Below are 24,748 nucleotides of genomic sequence, written 5' to 3'. Positions count from 1 at the left end.
CCGCGCGGCCGTGCCGGGGCGGCGCCGTACCGGGGCGGCGCCGTGTCAGGGCGGGCCGCGTCAGGGCAGCCGGACCGTGCTGACCTCGGAGATCTCGGTGGCCGCAGCGGTGTCCCAGCGAGCCGACGGCGGGTCGGTGTCCAGCGTCAGGGTGGCCACCGCGTTGGAGAACCACGGCCCGTGGGCGATCCGCCACTTCATGGACGGCTTGGGGATCTTCGCCATACGCGCCAGCCAGCCGCCGATCAGCGTGGCGACGCCGAACTGGGCGACGATGTTGGCCAGGCGGAGCGTACGGCTCAGCGGGTTGCGGATCGGGGAGCAGACGAGCTGGTAGACCGGCAGCCCGTCGGCCTTGGCGACGTAGGAGTAGTGCACGTCGCCGGACAGGATGATCACCGGCTTGTCCGTCCGCGCCAGCAGCCGGGCCATGTCCTCGAAGGAGCGGCGGAAGGCCGCCCAATGCTCCAGGTCGACGTACTGGCGCAGCCGCTCCGACCAGCGCGCCACCCTGGGACCCCAGCCGCCCTGGGCCAGCTTCTCGTTCCAGTTCTGGATGTGGTGGATCCCGGCGGGCAACAGGAACGGCACCGACGTGCCGATCAGGAAGCGCTTCACGCCCTCCCGCCGGAGCTGCTCGGTGAACCACTCCCACTCCACCGGGTCGATCATGCGCCGGTCCCCCGGATCGAGCTGGCGGGCGCACCGGGAGTCGAGCATGATCAGGCGGGTGTCGCCGAGGTCGCGGGCGTAGCTCCACCGGTTGTCGGTCGGGACTGCGTCGGAGTGCTCGGCGAACGCGTCGAGGATCTCCGCCCCGTCGCCCTCGGCCTTGCACAACCTGGTCAGCACGTCGTCGGAGGCGCGCTCCTCGGGCGACATGTTGCCCAGGTGCTGGTAGACCCAGTAGGCGCCGAGCCCGGAGATCACCCGGCGCGGCCACCACGACACCCGGGCCATCTGCTCACGCCAGGTGGTGGAGGTGTTCCAGTCGTCGCGCAGGTCGTGGTCATCGAAGATCATCGCGGTGGGCACCGTGGACAGGAGCCAGCGGATCTCGGGGTCGGTCCACGCCTGGCGGTACAGCTCGGCGTACTCCTCGAAGTCGGCGATCTCCCCGACCGGCTCGCCGTCCCGGCGGTTCTTGATGAACTCCAGCATCTCGCTGGACGGCTCGTCGGCGTAGACCTGGTCGCCGAGCAGCAGGAGCAGGTCGGGCCAGTCCTCCTCGGGCGCCCCCATCATCGTGCAGCCGTAGGCGCGCAGCACGTCCACGCCGTGGGAGATGGTGTGCAGCGTGTCGTGCGGGACGCTGGTGCGGCACGAGCCGAACATCACCCGGCGGGGGCCGCCCGGCCCGAGGAGGCGGATGCGGCTGGGCGGATGGTCGGGCAGCGGCCAGACGACCTGCCCGTCGAGGCGGACCTCGTAGGTCCCCTCATGGGCGACGTCGACGATCGCGTAGTGGTGGCCGTGCACGGTGAACGTCGCCGCCCGCGACCGCGTCCCGCCGACCTCGACGGTCACCTCGCAGGGTTCGCTGGTCTCCACCCACACCGACGCATCGGTCTCGTCCACGTAGCGCAGCATCGGACCGACGACAAGTTCCGGCACCTCAGACCCCTCAAACAGTACAGAACGGCAGGCTTCTACGGAGAAGCCTGCCGGATCGGCGCGTTCCCCTCGCCCGGTTCGCCTGATCTGATCGGTGGCAACGGATCAGGCCCGCAAGCGGGGGAACGCACAAAAAACGTTCATACGAACGCAACATGCCCTGCTTGGCGGGCAAAAAACCCGTTACTAATGTGATCGTCACCAACAGTTCCGGGCGGGGCAACGGCGCCTCGCCCGCCCTACGGAGGCTGTCCTTCATGACCACCATGGTGCCGTCAACGACGCCGGCGACCACCCTCATCGGCCCGGGCCGCCAGGCGCTCGACTCCGCGTTACTCCAGCTCGACCGGGCCGCCGACCGGCTCGGACTCGACGACGGCCTGCGCACGATGCTGGCCACGCCCCGCCGCTCGCTCACCGTCTCGGTGCCCGTCCGCCGCGAGGACGGCCGGATGGACGTCGTGCAGGGCTTCCGGGTGCAACACAACACCACCCGCGGCCCCGCCAAGGGCGGCGTCCGCTTCCACCCCTCCACCGACATCCACGAGGTCACCGCACTGGCCATGTGGATGACGTGGAAGTGCGCCCTGGTCGGCATCCCGTACGGCGGCGCCAAGGGCGGCGTCGCCGTGGACCCGGCCTCGCTGAGCACGCGGGAGCTGGAGCGGGTCACCCGCCGCTACGTCAACGAGATCATGCCGATCATCGGCCCGGACCGGGACATCCCGGCCCCCGACGTCGGCACCGACGAGCAGACCATGGCCTGGATCATGGACACCTACTCCATCAACGCCGGCCGTCCCGTGCCGGGCGTGGTGACCGGCAAGCCCATGATCCTCGGCGGCTCCGCCGGGCGGGCCGGGGCCACCTCGCGCGGCGTGCTGATCTCCGCGCTCAAGGCCCTGGGAGGCTCCCCGGCCGGCCGTACCGTCGCGGTGCAGGGGTTCGGCAAGGTCGGCGCGGGCGCGGCGCGGTACTTCGCCGACGCCGGCTGCCGCGTGGTGGCGGTCTCCGACGTCACCGGTGCCGTGGTGGACCGTTCCGGCCTGGACGTCGACGCCCTGCGGGCGTGGGCCGAGGAGACCGGCGGCGTGTACGGCTACCGCCACGCCGACGCCCTGTCCCACGACGAGCTGCTGGAACTCGACGTGGACGTGCTGGTGCCCGCGGCGCTGGAGGGTGTGATCACGGCGGAGAACGCGTCCCGGATCAGGGCCCGGCTGGTCGTCGAGGGAGCCAACGGCCCCACCACGCCCGAGGCCGACCGGATCCTCGCGGACGCCGGGACCACGGTGGTCCCCGACATCCTGGCCAACGCGGGCGGGGTGATCGTCTCCTACCTGGAGTGGGTGCAGAACCTCCAGGCGTGCTCCTGGAGCGCGGGCGAGGTGGACGCCAAGCTGCGCGGGCTGATGGAGGACGCCTTCGACGCGGTCGCGGCGATGTCCGCCGAGCGCGGCATCACCCTGCGTGAGGCGGCGCACGTCATCGGCGTGGGCCGGGTCGCCGAGACCCACCGGATGCGGGGCCTCTACCCCTGAGCCGCCCCCGGGGTCAGGGACCGGTCCGCCCGGCGCGGGCGGGCCGGTCCTCCTCTTCCAGCGCGCCGACCAGACCCTCCAGGTCACGCATGAGCCGCTCGGTGCGCTCGGTGCCGTAGGCCGCCTCGATCAGCCGGTGGTGGTCGGTCACCCCGCCCTCCACCCGGCCGAGCAGCTCGGCGCCCCGGTCGGCGAGGAAGACCGCGACCCGGCGGCGGTCGGCCGGGTCGTGGCCGCGGTAGACGAGTGAGCGGTCGATGAGCCGGTCGATCGCCTTGGTCAGCGTCGGGTGGGGCATCAGCACCGCCTCGGCCAGGTCGCCCATGGAGTGACCCCGGCCGTCGGCGAGGGCGCGCAGGATGCGCCACTGCTCGACGGTCACGCCCTCGGCGGTCACCGCGGCGGCGAGCCCGCGGTTGACGCTGCGCTCGGCTCGGCTGAGCAGGTAGGCGAGCGAGGAGCCCAGCCCGGTGGTCGCCACGTGACGCTCCCGTCTCGGTTGGATGACGGGCCTGTCGGCGCCGTCGGCTGTGGAGGATACTCCGCAGTGTGGCAGACGCCGTCACGCCCGTCATGGAACCGCTGGAAGCCCGGTTGCTGCGGAGCGCCGCGCTGCGCGTCGGGCTCGTGGTGCCGCTCTCCGGGGTCCTCGGCCTCGTCGGCCCGTGCGCGGTCAACTGCGCGATCCTCGCCGCCGACGAGGTCAACCTCGCGGGCGGGATGCTCGGCAGGCCCGTCGAGCTGGTGCTGGTCGACGGCGGCGGGCCGGCCGCGCGGGTGGCGGCCGAGGTCGCGGGGCTGGCGGCCGGCGGGGTGATCGACGCGGTGGTCGGCACGCACGGCAGCGATGTGCGGATCGCGGTCGTGCGGGCGCTGGCCGGCCGGGTGCCGTTCGTCTACGCCCCGCCGTACGAGGGGGGCGGGCACGCGCCGGGGGTGTACTTCCTCGGTGAGACGCCGGGCCGGCAGCTGCGGCCGGGCCTCGACTGGCTGATCGACCGGCGGCGGGCCCGCCGGTGGTTCCTGCTCGGCAACGACTACGTCTGGCCGCGCCTGGTCCACGAGACGGCCCGGCGCCGCCTGCGCTCGCGCGGCGCCGAGGTGGCCGGCGAGCGGCTGGTGCCGTACGGCGTGCGCGACTTCGCCCCGATCCTGGCCGAGCTGACCGCCTGCCGGGCCGACGCCCTGCTGGTCAGCCTGATCGGCAGCGACCTCGTCTCCTTCAACCGGGCATTCGCCGAGGCCGGGCTGTCGCACCCGCGGCTGTGCGGGGCGCTGGAGGAGCACGGCCTGCTCGGCATCGGCGGCGACGCGACCGGGGAGCTGTACGGGGCGATGGGGTATTTCGCGAGCCTGGTCACCGACGAGAGCCTGAGCCTCGGCGAGCGCTACGTCCGCAGGTTCGGCCCCGACGCGCCGCTGCTCAACGGGCACGGCCAGGGGTGCTACGAGGCGGTGCTGATGCTGGCCGCGCTCGCGTCCCGGGCCGGGACGCTGGCCGTGCCCGCGGTGGACGCGGTGGCCGACGGCACCTCGGTCGTCACCGCGCGCGGGCGGCTGACCCTGCTGAACCGGGGGGTGCGGCGGCAGGCCCACCTCGGCCGGGCGGACGGCCTGGACTTCGACATCGTCCATTAAAACTTTCCGTAGAAAACTTTTCATTCGGAAAAATCGCCCCTAAGGTACGACCGGACCCCCTCTCCGGCGTTTAGGAGCTCGTTCCATGACCACCGAGCCCTCCCTCGAGCAGTTCGGCTACCAGCAGGAACTCCGCAGATCTCTCACCTTCACCGACCTGCTCGTCTACGGCCTGATCTTCATGGTCCCGATCGCGCCGTTCGGCATCTTCGGCAGCGTCTACCAGGGCTCCGGGGGCATGGTCGCGCTGACCTACGCCATCGGCATGATCGCCATGGCGTTCACCGCGTCGTCCTACGCGCAGATGGCCCGCGCCTTCCCGATGGCCGGCTCGGTCTACACCTACGCGGGACGGGGCATCGCCGCCCCGGCCGGCTTCCTGTCCGGCTGGGCGATCATGCTCGACTACGTGCTGGTGCCGGCGTTGCTCTACCTCATCGCGAGCGCGGCGATGGCGTCGTTCGTGCCCTTCATCCCGATCTGGGGCTGGCTGATCGTGTTCGTGCTGCTGAACACGGTCGTGAACTACACCGGCATCCAGATGACCGCGCGCGTCACCAAGATCATGCTGGTCGCGGAGCTGATCGTCCTGGCGATCTTCCTGATCGTCGGCGCGGTCGCGCTCCTGTCGGGCAAGGCCCAGGTGGGGGCGCTCAGCCCGCTGTTCGACTCCTCGACGTTCTCCTGGCCGCTGGTCTTCGGGGCGGTCTCGATCGCGGTGCTGTCCTTCCTCGGCTTCGACGGCATCTCGACGCTGGCCGAGGAGAGCCAGGTCGACAGCCGCCGGCTGGGCAAGTCGATGATCGCCGCGCTCGGCCTGGCCGGCGCGCTGTTCATCGCGCAGACCTGGGTCGCCGCGCTGCTCACCCCCGACCGCGGCCGGCTGCTGTCCCAGGGCGACCCGGCCGGCACCGCGTTCTACGACGTCGCCGAGTTCGCCGGGGGCCGCTGGCTCGGCATCCTGACCGCGGTGGCCACCGCCATCGCCTGGGGCTTCGCCAACTCCCTCGTCGCCCAGGCCGCCACCTCGCGGCTGCTGTACGCGATGGCCCGCGACCGCCAGCTCCCCTCCTTCCTGGCCAAGGTGGACCCCCGGCACCGGGTGCCGGTCAACGCCACCCTGCTGACGGCGGCGATCTCCCTGGTCGTCGGCCTGTACCTGACCACCCGCCCGGACAACGGCATCCCACTGATCAGCGGGCTGGTCAACTTCGGCGCGCTGGTCGCCTTCCTCGCGCTGCACGTGTCGGTGGTCGTCCACTACGTCGTACGGCGGCGCAGCCGCGACCTGTGGCGGCACCTGTTCGCCCCGATCATCGGCTTCGTGATCCTGGCTTACGTCGTGATCAACGCCAGCTTCGAGGCCAAGGCGCTGGGACTGTCCTGGATCGCCCTCGGCGTCGTGCTGCTGGCCGTCTCCTACGCCATGGGCCGCCACCCCAGGCTGTCCGGCATGCACGACGACGTGCCGGAGCCCTGGGTGAAGAAGTGAGCCCCGCCCGCCCGGCACGGCCGTGACCGGATGGCGCGCCCCGGCCCGCCGATCCCGTGGGCCTGCCGACCGGTGGCGGAGCGGAACCCCGTGACCGGAAACCCGACCGAGACAAGGAAAGACATGATCTCCGTGTTCGACACCTTCACCGAGGCCGAGGGGTGCCCACCCCTCAGCCCGCCCTTCGCCCCGTCCCCCGCGGCACCCGGCGCCGGGGCCCGTCGCGGGCGGGCGGGAGGCGCGCGGTGAACGTCGTCTCCTACCGGCCCGAGCTCTCCGAGCTGAGCTACACCTTCGGCGGACGGCCCGCCGTACGGCGGATCCAGCCCGGCACCATCGTCGAGATGTACACCGAGGACTGCTTCGCCGGGCGGGTCCGCTCCGTCGACGACCTGCCCTCGCGCGTCTGCGACTTCCCCTACCTGAACCCGGTCACCGGCCCCTTCCACGTGGAGGGCGCCGAGCCCGGCGACACGCTCGCCCTGCACTTCGTCTCCATCGAACCGGCCAGGGACTGGGCGGTGTCGGCCACCTTCCCGCACTTCGGCGCGCTCACGCCCACCCACACGACGGCGATGCTCGCCCCGACGCTGCCGGAGGTCGTCTGGCGCTACGACATCGACGTCGAGGCGGGCGTGGCCCGCTACCACGCGCGCAACGGCGACTTCACGGTCGAGCTGCCGCTGGACCCGATGCACGGCACGGTCGGCGTGGCGCCCGCCGCGTCCGAGACGCGGATGACGATCACCCCGGACACGCACGGCGGCAACATGGACACCCCCGAGCTGCGGGCCGGGGTCACGGTCTACCTGAACGTGAACGTCGAGGGCGGCCTCTTCGGGGTCGGCGACGGCCACGCCCGGCAGGGGCACGGCGAGGTCTGCGGCACCGCCGTCGAGGCGGCGATGAACACCGTCGTCGCGGTGGAGCTGATCAAGGGGGTGGCCACCCCGTGGCCGCGCCTGGAGGACGACACCCACCTGATGTCGACCGGCTCGGCCCGCCCGCTGGAGGACGCCTACCGGATCAGCCAGCACGACCTGGTCACCTGGGCCTCGGAGGTCACCGGCCTGGACGCCCTGGACGCCTACCAGCTCGTCAGCCAGATCGGCGAGGCGCCGGTCGGCAACGTCTGCGACACCAACTACACGATGGTCGCCAAGGTCCCCAAGACGTACCTCGGGGGCCCGGCCGTCTACGAGTCGGCCCACGAGCGGCTGCGCGCCCTCGGCCGTATCTACCTGGAACAGCGCTGACGCTTTCCGTCCTCCCGACCGGGGGCGGGTCCGACGTCTCCCCCCGCCGCGGCGTCCGCCCCCACCGCCGTCCGGGCCGTCCTGCGACGCGGCCCGGACGGCTCAGACGGCCCTGATGGCCCCGATAGCCCTGATGGCCCCGATGGCCGGAACGGCTCGGATGGCCCGGACCGCCCGGACCGCTCTGATGGTTCGAACGACCCGGACGGTCCGGACGACCCTAGAGCGCGTCGGTCGCCGGGTGGATCGCCGCCCGCACGATGTCCTCGCAGATCGCGTGGGTGACCAGGGCGTCGCCGGCGTCGACGACGGTGCCGGAGCGGACCGCGTCGAGGAACTCCCGGCAGACCTCCGCGATGCCGCGCTGCTCGCCGACCGAGACCCAGTCGCCGCGCCGGGTCAGCGTCTCCTCATCGGCGTAGTCGATCACGTCGGCCAGGTTCACCACCCGGCGCTTGACGCCCCCGCCCATGACCTCCACGGTCTCTTCGGACGCGCCACTCGTCCTGCTCATGATCCCGAACGTGGTGAAGCCGTCGCCGGACAGCTCCAGCGTCACGTGCTCCAGCAGGCCGTCGGCGACCCGGGTACGGATCCGGGTGTGCTCGACCGGGCCGGGCGCCAGGAACCTGAGCGTGTCCACCACGTGGACGAAGTCGTCGAAGATCGCGGTGCGCGGGTCCTCGGCGAGGTTCCTGCGGTTCTTCTGCATGACCACCAGGTCGCGGGGCAGGTCGCGCAGCTTCTTGTAGGACGGCGCCCGGCGGCGGTTGAAGCCGACCAGCAGCGACCGCCGCATGTCGCGGGCCAGCCGTACCAGGCGCTCGGACTCGGCGTAGGTGTAGGCGATCGGCTTGTCGAGGTAGACGTGGACGCCCGCCCGGAGCAGCGGCTCGACGACCTTGACGTGCGCGGCGGTCGCGGCGTGCACGAAGGCCGCCTCGACCCCGGCCTCGATCACCTCGTCCACCGAGGTGGAGCGTGACGCTATCCGGTAGGCGTCGCCGAGGCGGTCGAGGGTGTCGCGGTTGCGGGTGCTGAGGTGGATGTCGAGGCCGGGCAATGCGGACAGTACGGGCAGGTACGCCTTCTCCGCGATGTCCCCCAGGCCGATCATGGCGATCTGCATGCTCAGAGCGTACGGCCTACGCCGCCGCCGCGAGACGGTTCCGCCACCATGCGATCGTCGAGGTCAGCGCCTCGTCGAGCGGGGTGGGCGACATGCCGAAGGTCGTCTGGAAATCGGTGGAGTCGAGGACGAAGGGCCGGGTGAACTGGTACCGAAGCTCCTCCAGTTCGCCGAGCATGGGCGAGAAGGCGCCCGCGGTGCGGACCAGCCAGTGCGGCATCGCCCTGACGCCGGGGTTGCGGACCCCGGCCAGCGCGCACAGCCGGTCGGCGACCCGCGCGGCGGACAGCGGCGCGTCGGTGGGGATGTGCCAGGCGCGTCCCCAGACCCGGTCGTCCCCGGCCGCCGTCACCAGGGCCCGCGCCACGTCGGGGGTGTAGGTCCAGCTGTGCGGCTGCTCGGGGTCGCCGACGAAGCGGACGACCCTGCCCGAGAGCAGCCGGGGGACGAACCTCTCGCCCAGGTGCGCCTGGTCCAGCGAGCCGGGGCCGAAGTAGTCGGAGGCCCGCAGCTCGGTCACCCTGACCCGGCCGGCCTCGTGGGCGGCGAGGGCGTCGCGCCACAGGCGCACCCGGACGGCGCCCTTGGCGCTGGGCGGGGTGAGCGGGTCGCTCTCGCGCATCGGCCGGTCGGGGGCGGCGTAGCCGTACAGGCAACCGAGGATGACGTATCCGGCGCCGGAGGTCTCGGCGGCGCCCAGCATGGAGGCGGCCATCCCGGGCCATGTCTCGGCCCAGCGGTGGTAGGGCGGGTTGACGCAGTTGAACAGCGTGGCGGCGCCCCGGGTGAGGGCGGCCATCCGATCACGGTCGGCCACGTCCGCGGCGACCCGGCGGACGCCCGGCAGCTCGGGGCCGGAGCCGGACCGGCTGACGAGGACGACCTCGTCGCCCCGCTCCGCCAGCAGCCGGGCCACCTGCGAGCCGACCTGCCCGGCTCCCGCGACGACGTGCTTGCCCATGGTCGTTCTCCTTCTCACTGATCTCTCACTGGCTTTCATCGGTTCTCGCCTGCGCTCACCGGATCTCGCCGGCTCTTACTGGTTCCACAGCAGCCGAAGCGCGGCGTTGACGAGATAGACGGCGGCGAGCAGCACGCCCACGCCGGGACGGCCGGCCGCCACCAGGGCCACGGCGCCGCCACCGAACCAGACGACCTCCAGGGCGACCCGGGCGAGCCCGGTGGCCGGGATCGGCGCGTTGGCGCCGCCGCCCGCGCCGAAGACCGCCCAGACCACGGCGAACGCCACCGGGGCGCCCAGCCCGAGGAGCAGCCGCATCGGCCAGTTCGAGCCGGCGGTGAAGCCCCAGACCCCCGCCGCGACGAGGACGCCCAGCTCCAGCAGGAACATGACGAGGAGGTTCGCGCCTTTGGCGAGGTTCAGCATGGGGGGCTCCGATGAGGTGGACGCTTCGCTGCGAGAGCAATGCTCTCCCAAAAGAGCATTGCTCGTCAAGAGCAGTGCTCTCTTTTATTTTCGCCGCTCTGATATCGTCCTGGCCATGAGCTCAAGCCGAACAGCACGGGAACGGGTCAGAGCCGAGCTGACCAGGGAGATCGCCGACATCGCGCGCCGGCAGCTCGCCACCGAGGGGGCCGCAGGGCTCTCACTGCGGGCCGTCGCCCGGGAGATGGGCATGGTCTCCTCGGCGATCTACCGCTACTTCCCCTCCAGGGACGACCTGCTCACGACCCTCATCATCGACGGCTACAACGCCCTCGGCGAGGCCGTGGAGAACGCCGACGCGGCCACGCCCCGCGAGGACCACACCGGCCGGTGGCTGGCGGTCTGCCACGCCGTACGGGACTGGGCGCTGGCCCACCCGCACGAGTACGCCCTGCTGTACGGCTCGCCCGTGCCCGGCTACCAGGCGCCGCAGGACACCGTCGCCGCGGCCGTGCGCGACACCGTCGTCTACGGCCGCATCGTCTCCGACGCCTACCACGCCGGGGCGCTGAACCCGCCGGACGTCGTCCCTCCCCCGTCGGCGGCGTTCGCCGAGGACGCCGCCCGGGTGCGGGAGATCATCTCGGACATCCCCGACGACGTGGTCGCCCGCGCCCTGGTCGCCTGGACCGGTCTGTTCGGCTGGGTCAGCTTCGAGCTGTTCGGCCAGTTCAACAACGCGATCCTCAACCGCGACCCGGCCTTCGACCACGCCATGCGCTCCCACGCCGCCTACCTCGGCCTGCCCCTCTGAGCCCGTCCTGGTGCGGCTCCCGGACTAGCCCGGGAGCCGCACCAGGAGGCGTGGGGCGGCCCGCCGATCACGGAGTCGCCGGGCAGGGCGTCCCGGTCGAAGGAGTTCCGCCGCCGTTCCCGGCCGAAGGAGCTCCGTCGCCATGATCGTCTAGGCTGGACGGTCATGGAGTATTTCGTGTACGGCCGTGACCGCCCCGGCACGTTCGGGCTCAAGGTGAGGCTGAGCGAGGAGCACTGGTCCTTCATGGACGGGTACGCCGAACTGCTGGTCGCCCGCGGCCCCACGATGACCGGCCATGGCGACGAGGCCGAGCCGACCGGCAGCCTGCACATCGTCGATCTTCCGGACACCGAAGCCGCCCGCACGTTCGCCTACGAGGAGCCGTACCACCGGGCCGGCGTCTTCGAGTCGGTGCTGCTGTGCCGCTTCCGTAACGCCCTGGGCCGCACCATGTGGGAATTCACCGAGGCCGTGGACGGCTACGGCCGGTTCCTGGTGATCGCCATGGGCGAGTCCGCCCCCGCGCCGGTCACGTCGAAACACCTGATCGTGTACGGCGAGCTGCTCTCCCTCGACGGCGAGACGCGGCTCGGCCGGGCGGCCCTGGCAGAGGCGCCGGACCGCGAAGCCGCCGCGGCGCTGCTGCCGTCCGGCGGTGACGTCCGTACGGAGGTCCGTCCCTGGCGCTTCGGCGGCAGACCCGCCCAGAGCCACTAGCGTCTGGGACGCGTCACAACCTCGAAGGCCGTTGCCGCCATGCGCTGCCTGGCCCCTTCCGGTTGACGACACAGGTCGCAGGGCTGCCGCGGATCCCGAGCCGGAAAGCGGCTGCCGTATCGTGCCTGGCTACAGAGCGATGAGGCCGGCAGGAGTCGGCTGAAACCCGCAGGCCCCGAAGTAGAAGTCCTTCATGTCATCGTCGAAGTCGACGTGGAGCCATTCACACTTGGCTGCGCGGGCCTCTCTGACGGCGACGGCGATGAGTTCGGTCCCGACACCGCGCCGCCGGGCTCTTTCCGTCACGAGGGTGTCGAGGATGAAGGCGTGGACGGCGCCGTCCCATGCCACATTGACGAAGCCGACGAGCTCGCCGCCTTCCGTGGCGCAGACCCACCCGAGGCTGTGCCGGTTGACCTGAGCCCACCAGTCATCCTTCAGAGGCGCATGACCGAAGCCCTCCGCGTGCAGTGCGTTGATCGCCGTATTGTCGAAGTGGCCCCGCCACTCGTATGCAATCGTCACGAAATGATCGTAAGAAGGCATTCACGCCGCCGGCAACGAGTTTTCAGCGGCCCCCTTCCAACCCGGTAGCACAGGTCGCGGGCTCGTTGCTCCCCGCGCGGGTCAGCCGGTCAAAGCCATCCTCACCCTTCAAATGCGCGAGGCAAGACGAAAAGCATTCCGTACCCGAGACCCAGCCTGCTCCGCATCGGGCCCTCATTCTTTGAAACGGGCGAACAATTCGAGGTGGGAGCAGCGGATGCAGCGGAACGCCTCGATGATCCAGCGCGTCTTTCCCATACGCTTGGCGTTGCCGAGCGGACCGCGCTCCAGGGGACCCGCGATCCAGCGGCCGTATCCCCGTGAGTGCTCTCCAGCGTCCTCGACGAATCCCGGCTCCAGGTCCGTACCGTCACATTGAGTGCAGCGCATGGTCATGGTCCCCAGTCTCCCGCCGATCGCCGGAACACCTTGAACCGTACTGCCCAGGACCTTGATGAGGCAGGGCTTTGTCCCGGCCTCAATGACACGGTGAGTGCAGCGCATGGACATGTGGCCGGGCGGGCCGTTCGCCGAGTCCTTCCCGCAGGACGGGCTCGGCCGGGCGATCGTCGTCCACCTGCCCGCCGCAGCCGTGGGCGTCGCCGGACTCGTCCGGCGGATCCGTCCGGCCGGACCGCCCCGCCGCCGAGCGGTCCGGCGGCCGGCGCTCCCTCCGGGACCGCGGCCCGGCTACGGCGGGCACCGCGGGCGGCGTACACCACGGGGTGATCCGTACCGCCCCGAGAGTAGGCCGTTCGCCTCCGGCCGGCGGACGACGAAACGGACCGCGTCGGACACCATCGCCAGTGACCGTCCGATGACGGGCGGAGGTGATGGACAGGAAGGAGTGAAACCGTGCGCAAGCTCTACGTCGCGCTGGCCGGCCTGCTGCTGGCCTCCGTGGTCGTGCAGTTCTACTTGGCGGCGGTCGGCGCGTTCGACAGGCCGATGGAGGAGGGCTCGTTCGCGTTGCACGACACGTTCGGCATGATGGTCATCCCGATCTTGTCGCTGCTGGCCACCGTGGCCGCGGCGCTGGCCAAGGCGCCCGGGCGGCTGATCGGGCTCACCCTGCTGCCGCTGGGCCTGGTGGTCGTCCAGGCGCTGATCGTGGTCCTGGGCAGGGCGCTGAACGACGACACCGGCTACACCACCACCGCGAGCCTGGCCGTCCTCGGCCTGCACGCGATCAACGGCATGGCCGTCATGGGTTCGGCCGGCCTGGTCCTGCGGCGGGCCAGGGCGCTGGCCGCGGCCCCGGCCGGAGCCGCGGCCGGCGGAACGGCACCGGGAGAGCCCGCGGCGCGCGTGCCATGAGCGTCGGCACCCTCATCACGTTCGACCTGCTGGTCGCGGTCCTGACCGCCGCGACGTGGCTGGGGGCGGGCGCGGCGGCGGCCGCCCGGCGGTCCGGGATCGCGCTGGCCCTGTTCGTCGCGGCGGCCGTCCTGTCGGTGGCCCGCGCCGCCACCGCCGCCGTGCTGGCCGGCGCGGGCTGGTGGTTCGTCCAGGAGAAGGTCACCCTCACGCTCCCGCTGCTCGCCGTCGCCGGGGGCGTCGCGGCGGCGGTGGCGGGACCGCGCCTGGTCAGGGCGGCCCGCGGCGGCCGGGCGGACCTGGCGGGGCGGCCCGCCGTCGTCGTCCCGCTGCTGGGCGCCGGCTACGCGGCCGTGGCCGGGCCGGCGTACGCGCTGCTGCTCGGCTACCCGGCGACCTGGAGCGCCGGGCTGGTCACGGTGGCCCTGGTCGGGGCGGCGGTGCTCCTCACCTGGCGGATCGTCTCGGCGCCCCGGTCCCTGCCGGTTGGCGCCGCCAGGGCCGCCGTCGCGGCGGCCCTGGCGGCGGGGCTCGCCGGGACGGGGCTGGCGTTCGTCCCCGCCCCGGAGACCGACGCGGGCGGCGGCCCGCCGACCCGCCACCTGGCCGCCGGGCACCCGGCGGACGGCCGTACGGCGGGCACGACCGGAACCCACACCGCCGATGAGCCCGCGACCGGCACGGGCGCGGGCTCGGGGGCAGAGCACGCATCGGAGGCGCACGGGAGCGGCGGGAGCGCCACGGCAGAGCACGCGGTGGGTACGGACACCACGGGAGAGCACGCGCCGGAGGCGCACGGGAGCGGCGGGGGCGCCACGGGAGAGCCCGCGCCGGAGGTCCACGATGCCGGGGTGGGGGACGTCCGGTCGATGACCTCGCTGCGCGGGCCCTCCGAACCCGCGCCGGGCGGCACGACGCGCCGGTTCGCGCTGACCGCCCGCACCGCCACCGTCACCCTGTCCTCCGGGCGCCGCGTGGCGGCGTGGACCTTCGACGGCAAGGTGCCCGGCCCGCCGATCACCGCCGTCGAGGGCGACCTGGTCGAGGTACGGCTACGCAACGCCGACGTCACGTCGGGCGTGACGATCCACTGGCACGGCTACGACGTGCCCGCCGGCGAGGACGGCGTCCCGGGCCTGACCCAGGACGCCGTACGGCCCGGCCAGGAGTTCACCTACCGGTTCCTGGCGAATCAGGTGGGGACCTACTGGTACCACACGCACGAGGTCTCCGACATCGGCGTCCGGAAGGGTCTGTACGGCATGCTGGTGGTCACCCGCCGGGCCGGCGGACCGGCCGATCAGATCTCCGGGTCCGGCTCAGATCCGGCATCCGACGGGGAGACCGGGCGGACACGGGACGGCGGGGCCGGGACCGGCGGGCCGGCCGCGTCCACGCCGGGCCTGGACCTCACCCTGCCGGTGCACACCTTCGGGGGCGTGACGGTGCTCGGCGACCACGACCGGGCGATCGAACGGTCCGCCGCCCCCGGCACCCCCGTACGGCTGCGCCTGGTCAACACCGACAACACGCCGCACCGGTTCACCCTGACGGGCACGCCGTACCGGCTGGTGGCCGTGGACGGGCAGGACCTGAACGGCCCCGGCGAGCTGGGCCGGGTCGGGCTGCGGCTGCCCGCGGGAGGCCGCTACGACCTCGCGTTCACCATGCCCGCGGCGCGGACGGTGCTGCTCGCGGTGGACGACCGTACGGAGGGTCTGCGGCTGTCGCCGCAAGAAGGCGCCGGGTCCGCGGGGAGCGCCGGGGACGGCGCGGGCTGGCCGGAGCTCGACCTCACCCGGTACGGGACCCCGGCCGGCACGCCGTTCGGCCCCGGCAGCCGCTTCGACCGGCGATTCACCCTCGTGCTCGACCGCGGCCTGACGTCCTCCGGCGGCCGGCCCCTGTACGCGCACACGGTCAACGGCCGCGCGTTCCCGTCCATCCCCACCCAGGTCGTCAGGGACGGCGAGCTCATCCGTTTCACCGTCGTCAACCGGAGCCGCGACACCCACCCCTGGCACCTGCACGGTCACCGGGTGCTGGTGCTCTCCCGCGACGGGCGGGCGACGAGCGGCAGCCCGCTCTGGCTGGACACCTTCGACGTGCGCCCCGGCGAGGTGTGGGAGGTCGCCTTCCGCGCCGCCAATCCGGGTCTGTGGATGAACCACTGCCACAACCTCGCCCACGCCGACCAGGGGATGGTCCTGCACCTGAACTACGAGGACGTGACCACCCCGTTCCACGGCGCCCACGGCGGCTGAGGGCCCTTCACCCGGCGCGGGCCCGCCGCGCCCCGGACACGGCGCGGCGGGCCGTCAGTTGGCGAGGAGCCTGCGCAGCACTCCCTGGAACACCTGTCCCGGCCTCTGCTGCTCGCCGTGCAGTGCGTTCAGGACGAGGAGCCCGCCGGTGAGCGCGGGGATCACCCACTGCACGACGCGCAGCCGCTTCTGGGCGCCGGCGACGTCCGGCGGGGTCTCGGCGCAGGGTTCGACGCCCGACTCCGCGGGGACGTCGCCGGCCTGCTCGATCTTCGCGCCGAGCATCCTGCTGCAGCCGGTCACCGCCAGCGCCGCGCCGCTGAGCACCGTCTTGCCGATGGTGTTCCCGGCCACGCCCTTCTGCGTCGCGACGCGGCCCTTGTTCGCCGCCAGCAGGCCGACGGAGCCGGCGAGGTACATGGCGATGCCCGCGGCGTTGACCGGGGTCCACTTGCTCCATCCGACGTTCGCCACCCGGGTCCGTTCGCGCCTGTCGCTGACCGCTCCGGACGCGCCGTTCAGGCCGACGGCGCCCATCAGCGAGCCGCCGAACCACATGGCCAGTCCCAGGTCGTGCATGGAGCGCACGACGGTGTCGCGTTGCATGCCTTTACCCCCCGTCCAAAGTGACGGACCACCGATCTCCGGCCGATGGCGCCACGCCGTCACCGCGATGGGGGTTCACTACCCCGCTTCGGGTATGCGGTCGGCTCGCATCGCGCGATGTCCCGGGCAAGGTTGAACCGGAACCGGAACCGGAACCGGAACCGGCCGGGACCGGGGCGGGGTCGTGGTCGGTCCGGGCTCGACGCGGGGCTTCCCTTCAGGCGAGGCGCGCCCCGACCTGGAGGTTTCCGCGCAGCGCCTTGGAGTAGGGGCAGTGCTCGTGGGCCCGCCGGACGAGGCGGCCGGCGAGGTCCCGGTCCACGCCCGGCAGGCTGACCGCCACCTCGACGCCGATCGCGTAGTCGTCGTGCTTCCCGCGCTTGCGCAGTTCGACGGCCGTCTCGACGATGCAGTCCGCGGTGCTCACCCCTTCCCGGCCGGCGACCAGCGCGAGGGAGTTGTGGAAGCAGGTGGCGTACGCCGCCGCCAGAAGCTGCTCGGGGTTGGGCGCGCCGCCGGGCCCGCCGAGCTCCCGGGGGGCCTTCACCGGGAGGTCGAGCACCCCGTCCTCGGTCGTCACCCGCCCCGCGCCGTCCGTGGAGAAGGCCCGGGCCGTGTAGAGGGTGACGTAGCCGTCGCCACCCTCGTCCGGGGGTCCGCCGACGCCGCTCCGCGGTCCGCCGGCGTCGGCCGCGGCCCGGGGTCCGCCGACGCGGATCTCGGCCTCGACGCCGGGTCCCGAGTAGTCGGAGGCGTCGGCCGTCGGCCGGTCGGAGACCGCCGACCTGCTCGGCGCGGCGGCCTCGTTGGGCATTCCCTGTCCGAATCGCACGTCATCGTTCATGGTCGTCCCCCGATCCCCCGATCCCCGCGCTCGGTACGGCCGGGCACCCCGTCGTGACGGGCCCGCCGTACCACGCGGGGCCATGACCTGCGCGAACTACTCGAAATGGTGCTTATCTACCCTCCACGCCAGGACCGACACGGGGCGCGACCCGGCCCCGGAGGAGGTCCGGGCAAGGCGGAGGCCGATCGACGGCGAAGGGCCGGGTGAGGCGAGGCCCACCCCGTGGAGAAACCGGTCGGGGCCGCAGCCGATCCCCGAAGGCGGGCCGGAAGCCTGCCCGCGAGGACAACCGGTCGAGCCGGCGGGAGACCGTTTCGGGAGAAGTTCGCCGGCCGTTGTCCAGATCTTCAGGCCGCCGTTCCCGGCCCCGCCATCGGCCCGTCCAGGATCTCTGCCGGGTCTCGGAAACCGGCACCGAATCGGCCGTGTAATGCACTATCCGGTGACGTACCGTCTTCAGAAGACCGTCCCGTTCGAGAAATACGACGGAGAAGGCTGATTCCGTCGCTCTGTGAGGAGTGATCCATGCCGAGAAGGTTCCTGTCCGCACTGGCCGCGGCGGCCGCCATGGCCACCACGACGATCATCGGAGGCGGCGTGGCCGCGGCGAGCGGCACGACCGCGACAGGCGACGCGACCCCGGCGAGCGGCACGACCACGGTGAACGACGCGACTCCGGCGAGCGGCACGACCGCGGCGAGCGGCGGTACCTGCGCGACCGCGCCGAACACCCCCGTCACCACGGACGCCGTCTTCAGCGAGCCCGTCGGGGGCGACCCGGCCGCCATCGTGCGCAGGCTCTGCGACCTGATCCACCAGACCCCCGCCGGGGCGCGGATCCAGGTCGCGCACTTCGTCATGTCCGGTACGGCCGGCACGGAGTTCGCCGACGAGCTCGCCAGGGCCCACCGGCGCGGCGTCGAGGTGCGGGTGATCCTGGACGGCGACAAGCGCGGCGCCACCGTGGCGTCGCGACTGGCGGCCGAGCTGGGCACGGACACCTCGGCCGGATCGTGGGTGCACGTCTGCACCGGCCCGATGTCGGGCGGCACGGCGGCCTGCATCGGGGACAAGGGCCAGCACAACAAGTTCTACACGTTCTCCCGGACGGGCGGGGCCTCGAACGTGGTCGTGCAGTCGTCGGCCAACCTCACCGACCTGAACTCCACGACGTACTGGAACAACGCCGTCGTCCTGACCGGGAACCGGCGGCTGTACCAGGCGTACGACGGCTACTTCGCCGACCTCGCGGCGGAGCGGAAGAACCTCGACTACTACCGCGTCGTCACCACCGGCGCGGCCGGCGGCTCGGTGCGGGCCCACTTCTTCCCACGGGCGGGCACGGACGCCTCCACCGACCCCGTCGCCGAGTACCTCGACAAGGTCTCCTGCGAGGGCCGCACGAAGATCCGCGTCGGGATGTCGGAGTGGGACACCTACCGCGTCGCGATCCCCGAGCGGCTCCGCGACCTGGCCGCCCGGGGCTGCTCGGTGCAGATCGTCTACGGGATCATGGACGACGAGGTGAAGCGGCTCCTGCTGGCCGAGCCCCGCGTCGAGCTGCGCGCCCTCGGCGACGGGAACGCGCTGCCCGGCCGCATCCACTCCAAGTACCTGCTCGTCGAGGGCTCCTACGACGGGGACCGGAACGCCCGCTGGGTCTTCACCGGCAGCCACAACTACAACGAGACGTCGCTGCGCCGCAACGACGAGACCATGCTGCGGCTCAACGACAAGGCCGTCTACCAGCGCTACGTCGCCAACTTCGAGAAGGCCCGCGCCGCCGCCGTACCGGTGTCCGCGGCCTGAGCCGACCCTCCGGTGCGATCCCGCCGGGCGTTCGTCGGCTCGGCGCCCGCCGCGGGACGCCCTCTCGCCCGCCGACCGCACGTGAGAGGGACCGGAGCACGCCGTACGGCCGTCGCCTCAGGGCCGGGCGGCACGCCGTACGGCCGGCGCCCCGGGGTCCCGGCCGGGCGGGCTCACCCGCCCGGCCGGGACCCCGGGCCCTCAGCGGGCGGCGCGGTTGACCGCGGAGATGACGGCCTTGAGCGAGGCGGTGGTGGTGTTGGCGTCGATGCCCACACCCCACAGCACCTGGCCCGCCACCTCGCACTCGATGTAGGAGGCCGCCTTGGCGTCGGTGCCGGCGCTCAGGGCGTGCTCGGCGTAGTCCAGGACGCGCACCGGGAAGCCGCTCCGCGTCAGGGCGTCACAGAAGGCGGAGATGGGGCCGTTGCCCACGCCCTCGACCTCGCGGATCTCGCCGTCCAGCCGCAGGTCGACGCTGATGACGTCCTTCTCGTCGACCGTGGACACGCCGCGGTGCGCCAGCAGGCCCAGCCTGCCCCAGGGGCGCGCCGGGTTCGGCAGGTACTCGTCGGCGAAGACCTCCCACATCTCGGCCGGGTTCACCTCGCCGCCGAGGGTGTCGGTACGGGCCTGGACGACCCGGGAGAACTCGATCTGCAGGCGGCGCGGCAGGTCGAGGCTGTGGTCGGCCTTCATGATGTAGGCGACGCCGCCCTTGCCGGACTGGCTGTTGACCCTGATGACCGCCTCGTAGGTGCGGCCGATGTCCTTGGGGTCGATCGGCAGGTACGGCACCGCCCACGTGAACTCGTCCACCGGAACGCCCGCGGCGGCCGCGTCGCGCTCCAGGTGCTCCAGGCCCTTCTTGATCGCGTCCTGGTGGGACCCGGAGAAGGCGGTGTAGACCAGCTCGCCGCCCCAGGGGTGGCGGGGGTGGACCGGCAGCTGGGTGCAGTACTCGGTGACCCGGCGGATCTCGTCGATGTCGGACAGGTCGATCTCGGGGTCGACGCCCTGGGAGAACAGGTTCATCCCCAGCGTGACCAGGCACACGTTGCCGGTGCGCTCGCCGTTGCCGAACAGGCAGCCCTCGATGCGGTCGGCCCCGGCCATGTATCCCAGCTCGGCGGCGGCCACGGCGGTGCCCCGGTCGTTGTGCGGGTGCAGGGACAGCACGATCGAGTCGCGGTAGGCGAGGTTGCGGTGCATCCACTCGATCTGGTCGGCGTAGACGTTGGGGGTGGCCATCTCCACGGTGGCCGGCAGGTTCACGATGACCTTGCGGTCGGGGGTGGGCTGCCAGACGTCGTTGACGGCGTTGCAGACCTCCACGGCGTACTCCAGCTCGGTCCCGGTGAAGGACTCGGGCGAGTACTGGAAGTAGATCTCGGTGTCCTCCAGCTCGGCCGCCAGCTTCTTGCACAGCTTGGCGCCCTCGACCGCGATCGCGGTGATGCCGTCGCGGTCCTGGCCGAACACCACGCGGCGCTGCAGCGTGGAGGTGGAGTTGTACAGGTGGACGATGGCCTGCCTGGCGCCGCGCAGCGACTCGAAGGTCCGCTCGATCAGCTCGGGCCGGGCCTGGGTCAGGACCTGGATCACCACGTCCTCGGGGACGCGGTCCTCTTCGATGATCTGCCGTACGAAGTCGAAGTCCGTCTGCGAGGCGGCGGGGAAGCCCACCTCGATCTCCTTGTAGCCGATCTTCACCAGCAGCTCGAACATCTTGAGCTTGCGGTGGGCGTCCATCGGGTCGATCAGCGCCTGGTTGCCGTCACGCAGGTCCACCGCGCACCACCGGGGCGCGGTCTCGATGACCTTGCCGGGCCAGGTGCGGTCGTCGAGCCTGACCGGGGTGAAGGGCTGGTAGCGCCGGAACGGCATGGGGCTGGGCTGCTGCTGCGGATACATGCAATGGCTCCTCGACGTGGAAAACGATCGTGGCCGACGCGCATGGCTCGCTCCGCGACGAGGAGGCCGGCCTCTTACAGGCCCTCGTCGCGGCAGCTAAGAAGCAGCCCGCGCAGCATGCCTAGCACGTTAGCAGACTGTCCCAAATCCACACCCGCGTATCTCAGGAATCGAGACGTCCCAGGTCACAGGGGAGGCGTGACACGGCGCCGCCGACCGTGGGGACCCCGTCCGGCTCGGTACGCCGCCAGGGGCGGGCCGGATCGGCCGGGTTAGAGTGACGCTACCGCCGAATCCGATCTGGGGAGACCATGAAGGACACCGACATTCTCGCCCATATCCACGACCTCATCGAGGAGGAGCACGACCTGCGCCGGCGGCTGGCCTCCGGCGGGATCTCCTCGTACGAGGAGAACAACCGGATCCGGCAGGTCGAGGAGGCCCTCGACCAGGCGTGGGACCTGCTGCGGCAGCGCCGGGCGCGCCGGGACGCCGGGGAGGACCCCGACTCGGCGGCGCCGCGCCCGGTCGGCGAGGTGGAGGGTTACCGCCAGTAGGAGCCGGTAGAAGCGGTAGAACCCGGCAGGAGCCGGTGGGAGCCGGCCGGTGGGAGCCGCCGTCCGGCTGTGCCGGCGCCCGCGACCGGCACGGTCCGCGCGGTTAGACTGCGGCCATGCCCCGAGCCCTCACGTCGCCGCTGCGACGAGCCGTCGGCGTGGCCGCGGGCGTGCCGACCGGCCTGGCCGGGCTGGGGTGGATCTGCGTCTCCTGGGCGGTCGGGGGCGAGCGCGCGCGGAGGGCGACGGCCGCGCTGGTCGGTCTGGAACGGCGCCGCCTGGCCTCCTGGTACGACCACCACCGCGGCGGCGGCATCGGCGGGCGCGGCGGACGCGCCTACCTCCTGCTGCGAGGCGCCCTCGGCGTCCTGGGCGGCTACCTGGTTTTCGCGGGCGTGTTCCTGGCCGTCCTCCTGCTGTACGGCGGGGCGGGGCAGCTCGTCTCGGGGGAGGCCCATCCCATCCCGCTCCGATTGCCCGGTGTGCGGGTGACCGGGGACAGCTCGGTGTACGGCATCGTCCTCGGCCTGACCGCGCTGGCGTTGTCCGTCGGCTGGGGCGCCGTCCTGGTCGGCCTGGAGCGCCGGCTGGCCGACCGTCTCGCGCCCTTCGGGCGGGACGAGGCCATGCGGGGCCGGATCGCCGAGCTGACCGCCTCGCGCTCCGGGATCGTACGGGCCGTCGACGACGAGCGCCGCCGGATCGAGCGCGACCTGCACGACGGGGTCCAGCAGCGAGGGGTGACGCTGGCGATGCTGCTGGGGCGGGCACGGCACGCGGCCGAGCCCGCCCTGATCGACGAGGCGTACGCCGAGGCCCGGCGGCTGCTCGACGAGCTGCGCGACGTGGCGTGGCGGATCTACCCGGCCGAGCTGGACTCGCGGGGCCTGCGCGCCGCGCTGGACGAGGTGGCGCATCGCTCCGCGGTACCGGTGACGGTCTCCTACGACTCACCCGGGCGGCTCGCGCCGGAGCAGGAGACCTGCGCCTACTTCGTGGTCAGGGAGGCCGTCACCAACGCCAGCAAGCACGCCGGGGCGGGCGCGATCCTGGTCGGCCTGCGCGTGACGGAGGAGGAGGCGACCGTGACGGTCTCCGACGACGGCCGGGGCGGCGCCGACCCGGACGGCGGCGGTCTCGCCGGGCTGGCCCGGCGGGTACGGGCACTCGACGGGACGTTCGCGGTGGACAGCCCGCCGGGCGGCCCGACGACGGTGACCGCGAGGCTGCCGTGCGCCTGATCCTCGCCGACGACTCCGTGCTGTTCCGCGAGGGGCTGGCCCGGCTGCTGCGGGACGCCGGGCACGAGGTGACGACCGTGGGCGACGCCGCCGCGCTCCTGGAGTCCGTGGCCGGAACGCGGCCGGAGGCGGTGATCGTCGATGTGCGGATGCCGCCGTCGCACACCGACGACGGGCTGCGGGCCGCCCTGGAGATCCGCGGCCGGTGGCCGGACGTCGGTGTGCTCGTGCTGTCGCAGTACGTCGAGCCGTCCTCCGCCTCCCGGCTGCTCGCCGGTCCCGGGGAGGGCCTCGGCTACCTGCTCAAGGACCGGGTGTCGGAGGTGGCCGGGTTCCTCGCGTCCCTGGAGCGGATCGGCTCCGGCGGCACGGTGTTCGACCCCGAGGTGGTCCGGCGGCTGCTCACCCGCGCCCCGCTGGACACGCTGACCGACCGGGAGCGGGCCGTCCTGGAGCACCTGGCCCAGGGCATGGTCAACACCGCGATCGCCGAGCGGCTGCACGTGTCGCAGAGCACGGTCGAGAAGCACGTCAACGCCGTCTTCGACAAGCTCGGCCTCGCCCGGACCCCCGGCTACAGCCGCCGGGTGCTGGCGATCCTGCGGTATCTCGACGTCTGAACCAGGCGCGCCGCCACCAGCACCGGGCCCGCGACCGCGGCCGTCACCAGCCAGGCCATGAAGCTCGGGTAGAAGTAGACCACCTGGATCCAGGAGATGTCGCTCCCCCGGGCGAGGATCCGGAAGATCGGCACGACGGCCGCGCACAGCGCGAGCGGCCCCAGATGGGGCAGCAGCCCCAGCCACCACCGCCACCCGGAGCGGCGGGCGGCCCACCGCCCGGAGCGGGCCACCCCCCGCGCCGCCAGCCCGGCGGTCACCAGGATCAGCAGCGCGAACACGAGGTCCGTGACGAAGAAGGGCGAGGCGGGGATCTCCGGCTTCTCCCCCTCGATCAGGGCGACCAGGCCGTCCATCAGGGCTCCGGCGTCGGCGAAGGCCATGCCGGTGTTCGCCATGACCGCGACGCCGTACCCGGACGCCGGCATCAGCAGTTGCTCGGCGGTGGCGGTGAACAGGTCGCCGCCGTGCTCCACGACGGGGGTGCCGCGCTTCGTCTCGTCGAGCATCCAGCCGAGGGCGTACTCGTCGTTCTGCGCGGAGGGGGTGCGCATCTCCTCGACGGTCCGCGGGGAGATGCGGCCGTCCCGCTGCGCGATCAGCCACTGGGCCATGTCGTTCGCGGTGGTGAGGACGCCGCCGGAGCCGTTGCCGAACGCGGTGGGCTCCGGCAGGGCGATGGCCCGGCCGAGGATGTACAGGTGGCCGCGTGAGCCGGGCGGCAGGTCCCGGTCGGTGTCGACCGTCCGGCTGTGGCGCATGCCGAGCGGGGCGAACACCTGCGCGTCGAGGTACTCGGCGAACGGCCGGCCGCTCACCACCTCGACGAGCCGCGCGGCGACCTGGTAGTTGGTGTTGTGGTAGCTGAAGACGGTTCCCGGTTCCGCGGCGAGCCTCGCCGTCCTGAGCCGGGCCACCGCGCCCTTCAGCGTGGTGGGCTGGGGCAGGCTCCGCTCGTGGAAGGCCGAGTCCGCCATGCCCGACGTCTGGTGGAGCAACTGCCGTACGGTGATCTTCGCCGCCCGGGGGTCGGCCATCGTGAACTCGGGCAGGTGGCGGCGGACCGGGTCGTCGAGCCCGATCCTGCCCGCCTCCACCAGCCGCATCACGGCCAGGGCGGTGAAGGACTTGCTGACCGAGGCGACGGGCATGGGGGTGTCCGCCGTCACCGGTTCGCCCGCGGCGGTCACGCCGTACCCCGAGGCGTGGACGACCTCCGTTCCCCTGGTGACCGCCACGGCCACCCCGGGCAGCCCCGTCTCCTCGCGGTAGTCCGCGACGAACGCGGCGATCGCCGCGGGGGTGACGCCGCCGGGCGGGGCGGCTTCGGGCGAGGTCCCCGGCGGGGCCCCGGGCAGGACGGCTCCGGCCGCGGGAAGCACGGCCATGCAGATCGCGATGAGAGTTCTCAGAAACACCCGCCGGACGCTAGCCGC

Annotated in this window: 23 protein-coding genes; 12 read left to right on the top strand and 11 right to left on the bottom strand. The window is 72.6% G+C overall.

Going from position 1 to position 24,748, the window contains the following annotated elements:
- Positions 1 to 60: 60 nt before the first annotated feature.
- The gene (locus ACQP10_RS10240; protein ID WP_346020624.1) at positions 61 to 1,614 is read right to left on the bottom strand and encodes an alkaline phosphatase D family protein; all 1,554 of its coding nucleotides are present in this window, start codon (positions 1,612 to 1,614) and stop codon (positions 61 to 63) included.
- A 155-nt stretch (positions 1,615 to 1,769) separates the two neighbouring features.
- On the opposite strand from ACQP10_RS10240, the gene ACQP10_RS10235 reads away from it, so the two are divergent.
- Entirely contained in the window at positions 1,770 to 3,155 is a 1,386-nt protein-coding gene (locus ACQP10_RS10235; RefSeq protein ID WP_389997416.1) for a Glu/Leu/Phe/Val family dehydrogenase, read from the top strand.
- Between the two features lie 13 nt (positions 3,156 to 3,168).
- Here ACQP10_RS10235 and ACQP10_RS10230 read toward each other — a convergent pair whose 3' ends face one another.
- Positions 3,169 to 3,636 carry a MarR family winged helix-turn-helix transcriptional regulator gene (locus ACQP10_RS10230; protein ID WP_346020626.1) on the bottom strand — a complete coding sequence of 156 codons (468 nt, stop codon included), beginning with the start codon at positions 3,634 to 3,636 and terminating at the stop codon, positions 3,169 to 3,171.
- Between the two features lie 68 nt (positions 3,637 to 3,704).
- On the opposite strand from ACQP10_RS10230, the gene ACQP10_RS10225 reads away from it, so the two are divergent.
- The 3 genes from ACQP10_RS10225 to ACQP10_RS10215 all read left to right on the top strand — a co-directional run bounded on the left by ACQP10_RS10225 (position 3,705) and on the right by ACQP10_RS10215 (position 7,541).
- Positions 3,705 to 4,793, top strand: coding sequence for a substrate-binding domain-containing protein (locus ACQP10_RS10225; protein WP_346020627.1), 1,089 nt, complete (start codon positions 3,705 to 3,707; stop codon positions 4,791 to 4,793).
- Positions 4,794 to 4,878: 85 nt separating this feature from the next.
- A complete protein-coding gene (locus ACQP10_RS10220; protein ID WP_346020628.1) occupies positions 4,879 to 6,285 on the top strand; it encodes an APC family permease in 1,407 nt (468 codons plus the stop codon).
- A gap of 245 nt (positions 6,286 to 6,530) precedes the next feature.
- Positions 6,531 to 7,541 (top strand): acetamidase/formamidase family protein, encoded by a 1,011-nt coding sequence (locus ACQP10_RS10215; RefSeq protein ID WP_346020630.1) that lies wholly within the window; start codon positions 6,531 to 6,533, stop codon positions 7,539 to 7,541.
- Between the two features lie 220 nt (positions 7,542 to 7,761).
- Here ACQP10_RS10215 and ACQP10_RS10210 read toward each other — a convergent pair whose 3' ends face one another.
- From ACQP10_RS10210 to ACQP10_RS10200, 3 genes are all read right to left on the bottom strand, one after another.
- A complete protein-coding gene (locus ACQP10_RS10210) occupies positions 7,762 to 8,670 on the bottom strand; it encodes a Gfo/Idh/MocA family protein (RefSeq protein ID WP_433541265.1) in 909 nt (302 codons plus the stop codon).
- 16 nt (positions 8,671 to 8,686) lie between these two features.
- On the bottom strand, positions 8,687 to 9,631 hold the full coding sequence (locus ACQP10_RS10205) for an NAD-dependent epimerase/dehydratase family protein (protein WP_346020632.1): 945 nt from the start codon (positions 9,629 to 9,631) through the stop codon (positions 8,687 to 8,689).
- Positions 9,632 to 9,706: 75 nt separating this feature from the next.
- Positions 9,707 to 10,057, bottom strand: coding sequence for a YrdB family protein (locus tag ACQP10_RS10200; RefSeq protein ID WP_346020633.1), 351 nt, complete (start codon positions 10,055 to 10,057; stop codon positions 9,707 to 9,709).
- Between the two features lie 115 nt (positions 10,058 to 10,172).
- Here ACQP10_RS10200 and ACQP10_RS10195 point away from each other — a divergent pair, with 115 nt between their 5' ends.
- On the top strand, positions 10,173 to 10,871 hold the full coding sequence (locus tag ACQP10_RS10195; RefSeq protein ID WP_389997395.1) for a TetR/AcrR family transcriptional regulator: 699 nt from the start codon (positions 10,173 to 10,175) through the stop codon (positions 10,869 to 10,871).
- Between the two features lie 165 nt (positions 10,872 to 11,036).
- Positions 11,037 to 11,591 carry a YciI family protein gene (locus tag ACQP10_RS10190; protein WP_346020635.1) on the top strand — a complete coding sequence of 185 codons (555 nt, stop codon included), beginning with the start codon at positions 11,037 to 11,039 and terminating at the stop codon, positions 11,589 to 11,591.
- A gap of 129 nt (positions 11,592 to 11,720) precedes the next feature.
- On the opposite strand, the gene ACQP10_RS10185 is transcribed toward ACQP10_RS10190, so the two are convergent.
- A complete protein-coding gene (locus tag ACQP10_RS10185; RefSeq protein WP_346020636.1) occupies positions 11,721 to 12,116 on the bottom strand; it encodes a GNAT family N-acetyltransferase in 396 nt (131 codons plus the stop codon).
- Positions 12,117 to 12,311: 195 nt separating this feature from the next.
- Positions 12,312 to 12,533 (bottom strand): hypothetical protein, encoded by a 222-nt coding sequence (locus ACQP10_RS10180; protein ID WP_346020637.1) that lies wholly within the window; start codon positions 12,531 to 12,533, stop codon positions 12,312 to 12,314.
- Positions 12,534 to 12,992: 459 nt separating this feature from the next.
- Here ACQP10_RS10180 and ACQP10_RS10175 point away from each other — a divergent pair, with 459 nt between their 5' ends.
- Positions 12,993 to 13,454 (top strand): DUF6220 domain-containing protein, encoded by a 462-nt coding sequence (locus tag ACQP10_RS10175; RefSeq protein WP_433541264.1) that lies wholly within the window; start codon positions 12,993 to 12,995, stop codon positions 13,452 to 13,454.
- Positions 13,451 to 15,718, top strand: a complete 2,268-nt coding sequence (locus ACQP10_RS10170; RefSeq protein ID WP_433541263.1) for a multicopper oxidase family protein — start codon at positions 13,451 to 13,453, stop codon at positions 15,716 to 15,718. Before ACQP10_RS10175 ends, ACQP10_RS10170 begins: the two co-directional genes overlap by 4 nt.
- A 54-nt stretch (positions 15,719 to 15,772) precedes the next feature.
- Here ACQP10_RS10170 and ACQP10_RS10165 read toward each other — a convergent pair whose 3' ends face one another.
- On the bottom strand, positions 15,773 to 16,324 hold the full coding sequence (locus ACQP10_RS10165; protein WP_179818787.1) for a hypothetical protein: 552 nt from the start codon (positions 16,322 to 16,324) through the stop codon (positions 15,773 to 15,775).
- Positions 16,325 to 16,541: 217 nt separating this feature from the next.
- On the bottom strand, positions 16,542 to 17,168 hold the full coding sequence (locus ACQP10_RS10160) for an Ohr family peroxiredoxin (RefSeq protein ID WP_346020640.1): 627 nt from the start codon (positions 17,166 to 17,168) through the stop codon (positions 16,542 to 16,544).
- Positions 17,169 to 17,696: 528 nt separating this feature from the next.
- On the opposite strand from ACQP10_RS10160, the gene ACQP10_RS10155 reads away from it, so the two are divergent.
- Positions 17,697 to 18,980 (top strand): phosphatidylserine/phosphatidylglycerophosphate/cardiolipin synthase family protein, encoded by a 1,284-nt coding sequence (locus tag ACQP10_RS10155; RefSeq protein WP_399499710.1) that lies wholly within the window; start codon positions 17,697 to 17,699, stop codon positions 18,978 to 18,980.
- A gap of 201 nt (positions 18,981 to 19,181) precedes the next feature.
- On the opposite strand, the gene leuA is transcribed toward ACQP10_RS10155, so the two are convergent.
- On the bottom strand, positions 19,182 to 20,894 hold the full coding sequence (gene leuA / locus ACQP10_RS10150) for a 2-isopropylmalate synthase (protein WP_179818788.1): 1,713 nt from the start codon (positions 20,892 to 20,894) through the stop codon (positions 19,182 to 19,184).
- 311 nt (positions 20,895 to 21,205) lie between these two features.
- On the opposite strand from leuA, the gene ACQP10_RS10145 reads away from it, so the two are divergent.
- From ACQP10_RS10145 to ACQP10_RS10135, 3 genes are all read left to right on the top strand, one after another.
- Complete coding sequence (locus ACQP10_RS10145; protein WP_189244813.1) at positions 21,206 to 21,451, top strand: DUF2630 family protein; 246 nt, start codon at positions 21,206 to 21,208, stop codon at positions 21,449 to 21,451.
- A 116-nt stretch (positions 21,452 to 21,567) separates the two neighbouring features.
- Positions 21,568 to 22,692 carry a sensor histidine kinase gene (locus ACQP10_RS10140; RefSeq protein WP_399499712.1) on the top strand — a complete coding sequence of 375 codons (1,125 nt, stop codon included), beginning with the start codon at positions 21,568 to 21,570 and terminating at the stop codon, positions 22,690 to 22,692.
- Positions 22,683 to 23,312, top strand: a complete 630-nt coding sequence (locus ACQP10_RS10135; protein ID WP_433541262.1) for a response regulator transcription factor — start codon at positions 22,683 to 22,685, stop codon at positions 23,310 to 23,312. Before ACQP10_RS10140 ends, ACQP10_RS10135 begins: the two co-directional genes overlap by 10 nt.
- Here ACQP10_RS10135 and ACQP10_RS10130 read toward each other — a convergent pair.
- Complete coding sequence (locus tag ACQP10_RS10130) at positions 23,267 to 24,730, bottom strand: serine hydrolase domain-containing protein (RefSeq protein WP_433541261.1); 1,464 nt, start codon at positions 24,728 to 24,730, stop codon at positions 23,267 to 23,269. The two genes, ACQP10_RS10135 and ACQP10_RS10130, sit on opposite strands and share 46 nt — an antisense overlap.
- Positions 24,731 to 24,748 lie beyond the last annotated feature (18 nt).

The sequence above is a fragment of the Streptosporangium sandarakinum genome, from assembly GCF_050942225.1.
GTDB lineage: Bacteria > Actinomycetota > Actinomycetes > Streptosporangiales > Streptosporangiaceae > Streptosporangium > Streptosporangium nondiastaticum.
Note: the sequence above shows the minus strand (reverse complement) of the source record. Positions and strands in the feature narration are given on the sequence as shown.

What these genes read in the sequence shown, in the direction of transcription:
- ACQP10_RS10195 (WP_389997395.1), top strand. Translation starts at nt 10,173, where the DNA reads ATGAGCTCAAGCCGAACAGCACGGGAACGGGTCAGAGCCGAGCTGACC.
- ACQP10_RS10200 (WP_346020633.1), bottom strand. Translation starts at nt 10,057, where the DNA reads ATGCTGAACCTCGCCAAAGGCGCGAACCTCCTCGTCATGTTCCTGCTG.
- ACQP10_RS10155 (WP_399499710.1), top strand. Translation starts at nt 17,697, where the DNA reads ATGCCGAGAAGGTTCCTGTCCGCACTGGCCGCGGCGGCCGCCATGGCC.
- leuA (WP_179818788.1), bottom strand. Translation starts at nt 20,894, where the DNA reads ATGTATCCGCAGCAGCAGCCCAGCCCCATGCCGTTCCGGCGCTACCAG.
- ACQP10_RS10160 (WP_346020640.1), bottom strand. Translation starts at nt 17,168, where the DNA reads ATGAACGATGACGTGCGATTCGGACAGGGAATGCCCAACGAGGCCGCC.
- ACQP10_RS10220 (WP_346020628.1), top strand. Translation starts at nt 4,879, where the DNA reads ATGACCACCGAGCCCTCCCTCGAGCAGTTCGGCTACCAGCAGGAACTC.
- ACQP10_RS10190 (WP_346020635.1), top strand. Translation starts at nt 11,037, where the DNA reads ATGGAGTATTTCGTGTACGGCCGTGACCGCCCCGGCACGTTCGGGCTC.
- ACQP10_RS10140 (WP_399499712.1), top strand. Translation starts at nt 21,568, where the DNA reads ATGCCCCGAGCCCTCACGTCGCCGCTGCGACGAGCCGTCGGCGTGGCC.
- ACQP10_RS10205 (WP_346020632.1), bottom strand. Translation starts at nt 9,631, where the DNA reads ATGGGCAAGCACGTCGTCGCGGGAGCCGGGCAGGTCGGCTCGCAGGTG.
- ACQP10_RS10145 (WP_189244813.1), top strand. Translation starts at nt 21,206, where the DNA reads ATGAAGGACACCGACATTCTCGCCCATATCCACGACCTCATCGAGGAG.
- ACQP10_RS10210 (WP_433541265.1), bottom strand. Translation starts at nt 8,670, where the DNA reads ATGCAGATCGCCATGATCGGCCTGGGGGACATCGCGGAGAAGGCGTAC.
- ACQP10_RS10170 (WP_433541263.1), top strand. Translation starts at nt 13,451, where the DNA reads ATGAGCGTCGGCACCCTCATCACGTTCGACCTGCTGGTCGCGGTCCTG.
- ACQP10_RS10180 (WP_346020637.1), bottom strand. Translation starts at nt 12,533, where the DNA reads ATGACCATGCGCTGCACTCAATGTGACGGTACGGACCTGGAGCCGGGA.
- ACQP10_RS10235 (WP_389997416.1), top strand. Translation starts at nt 1,770, where the DNA reads ATGCCCTGCTTGGCGGGCAAAAAACCCGTTACTAATGTGATCGTCACC.
- ACQP10_RS10165 (WP_179818787.1), bottom strand. Translation starts at nt 16,324, where the DNA reads ATGCAACGCGACACCGTCGTGCGCTCCATGCACGACCTGGGACTGGCC.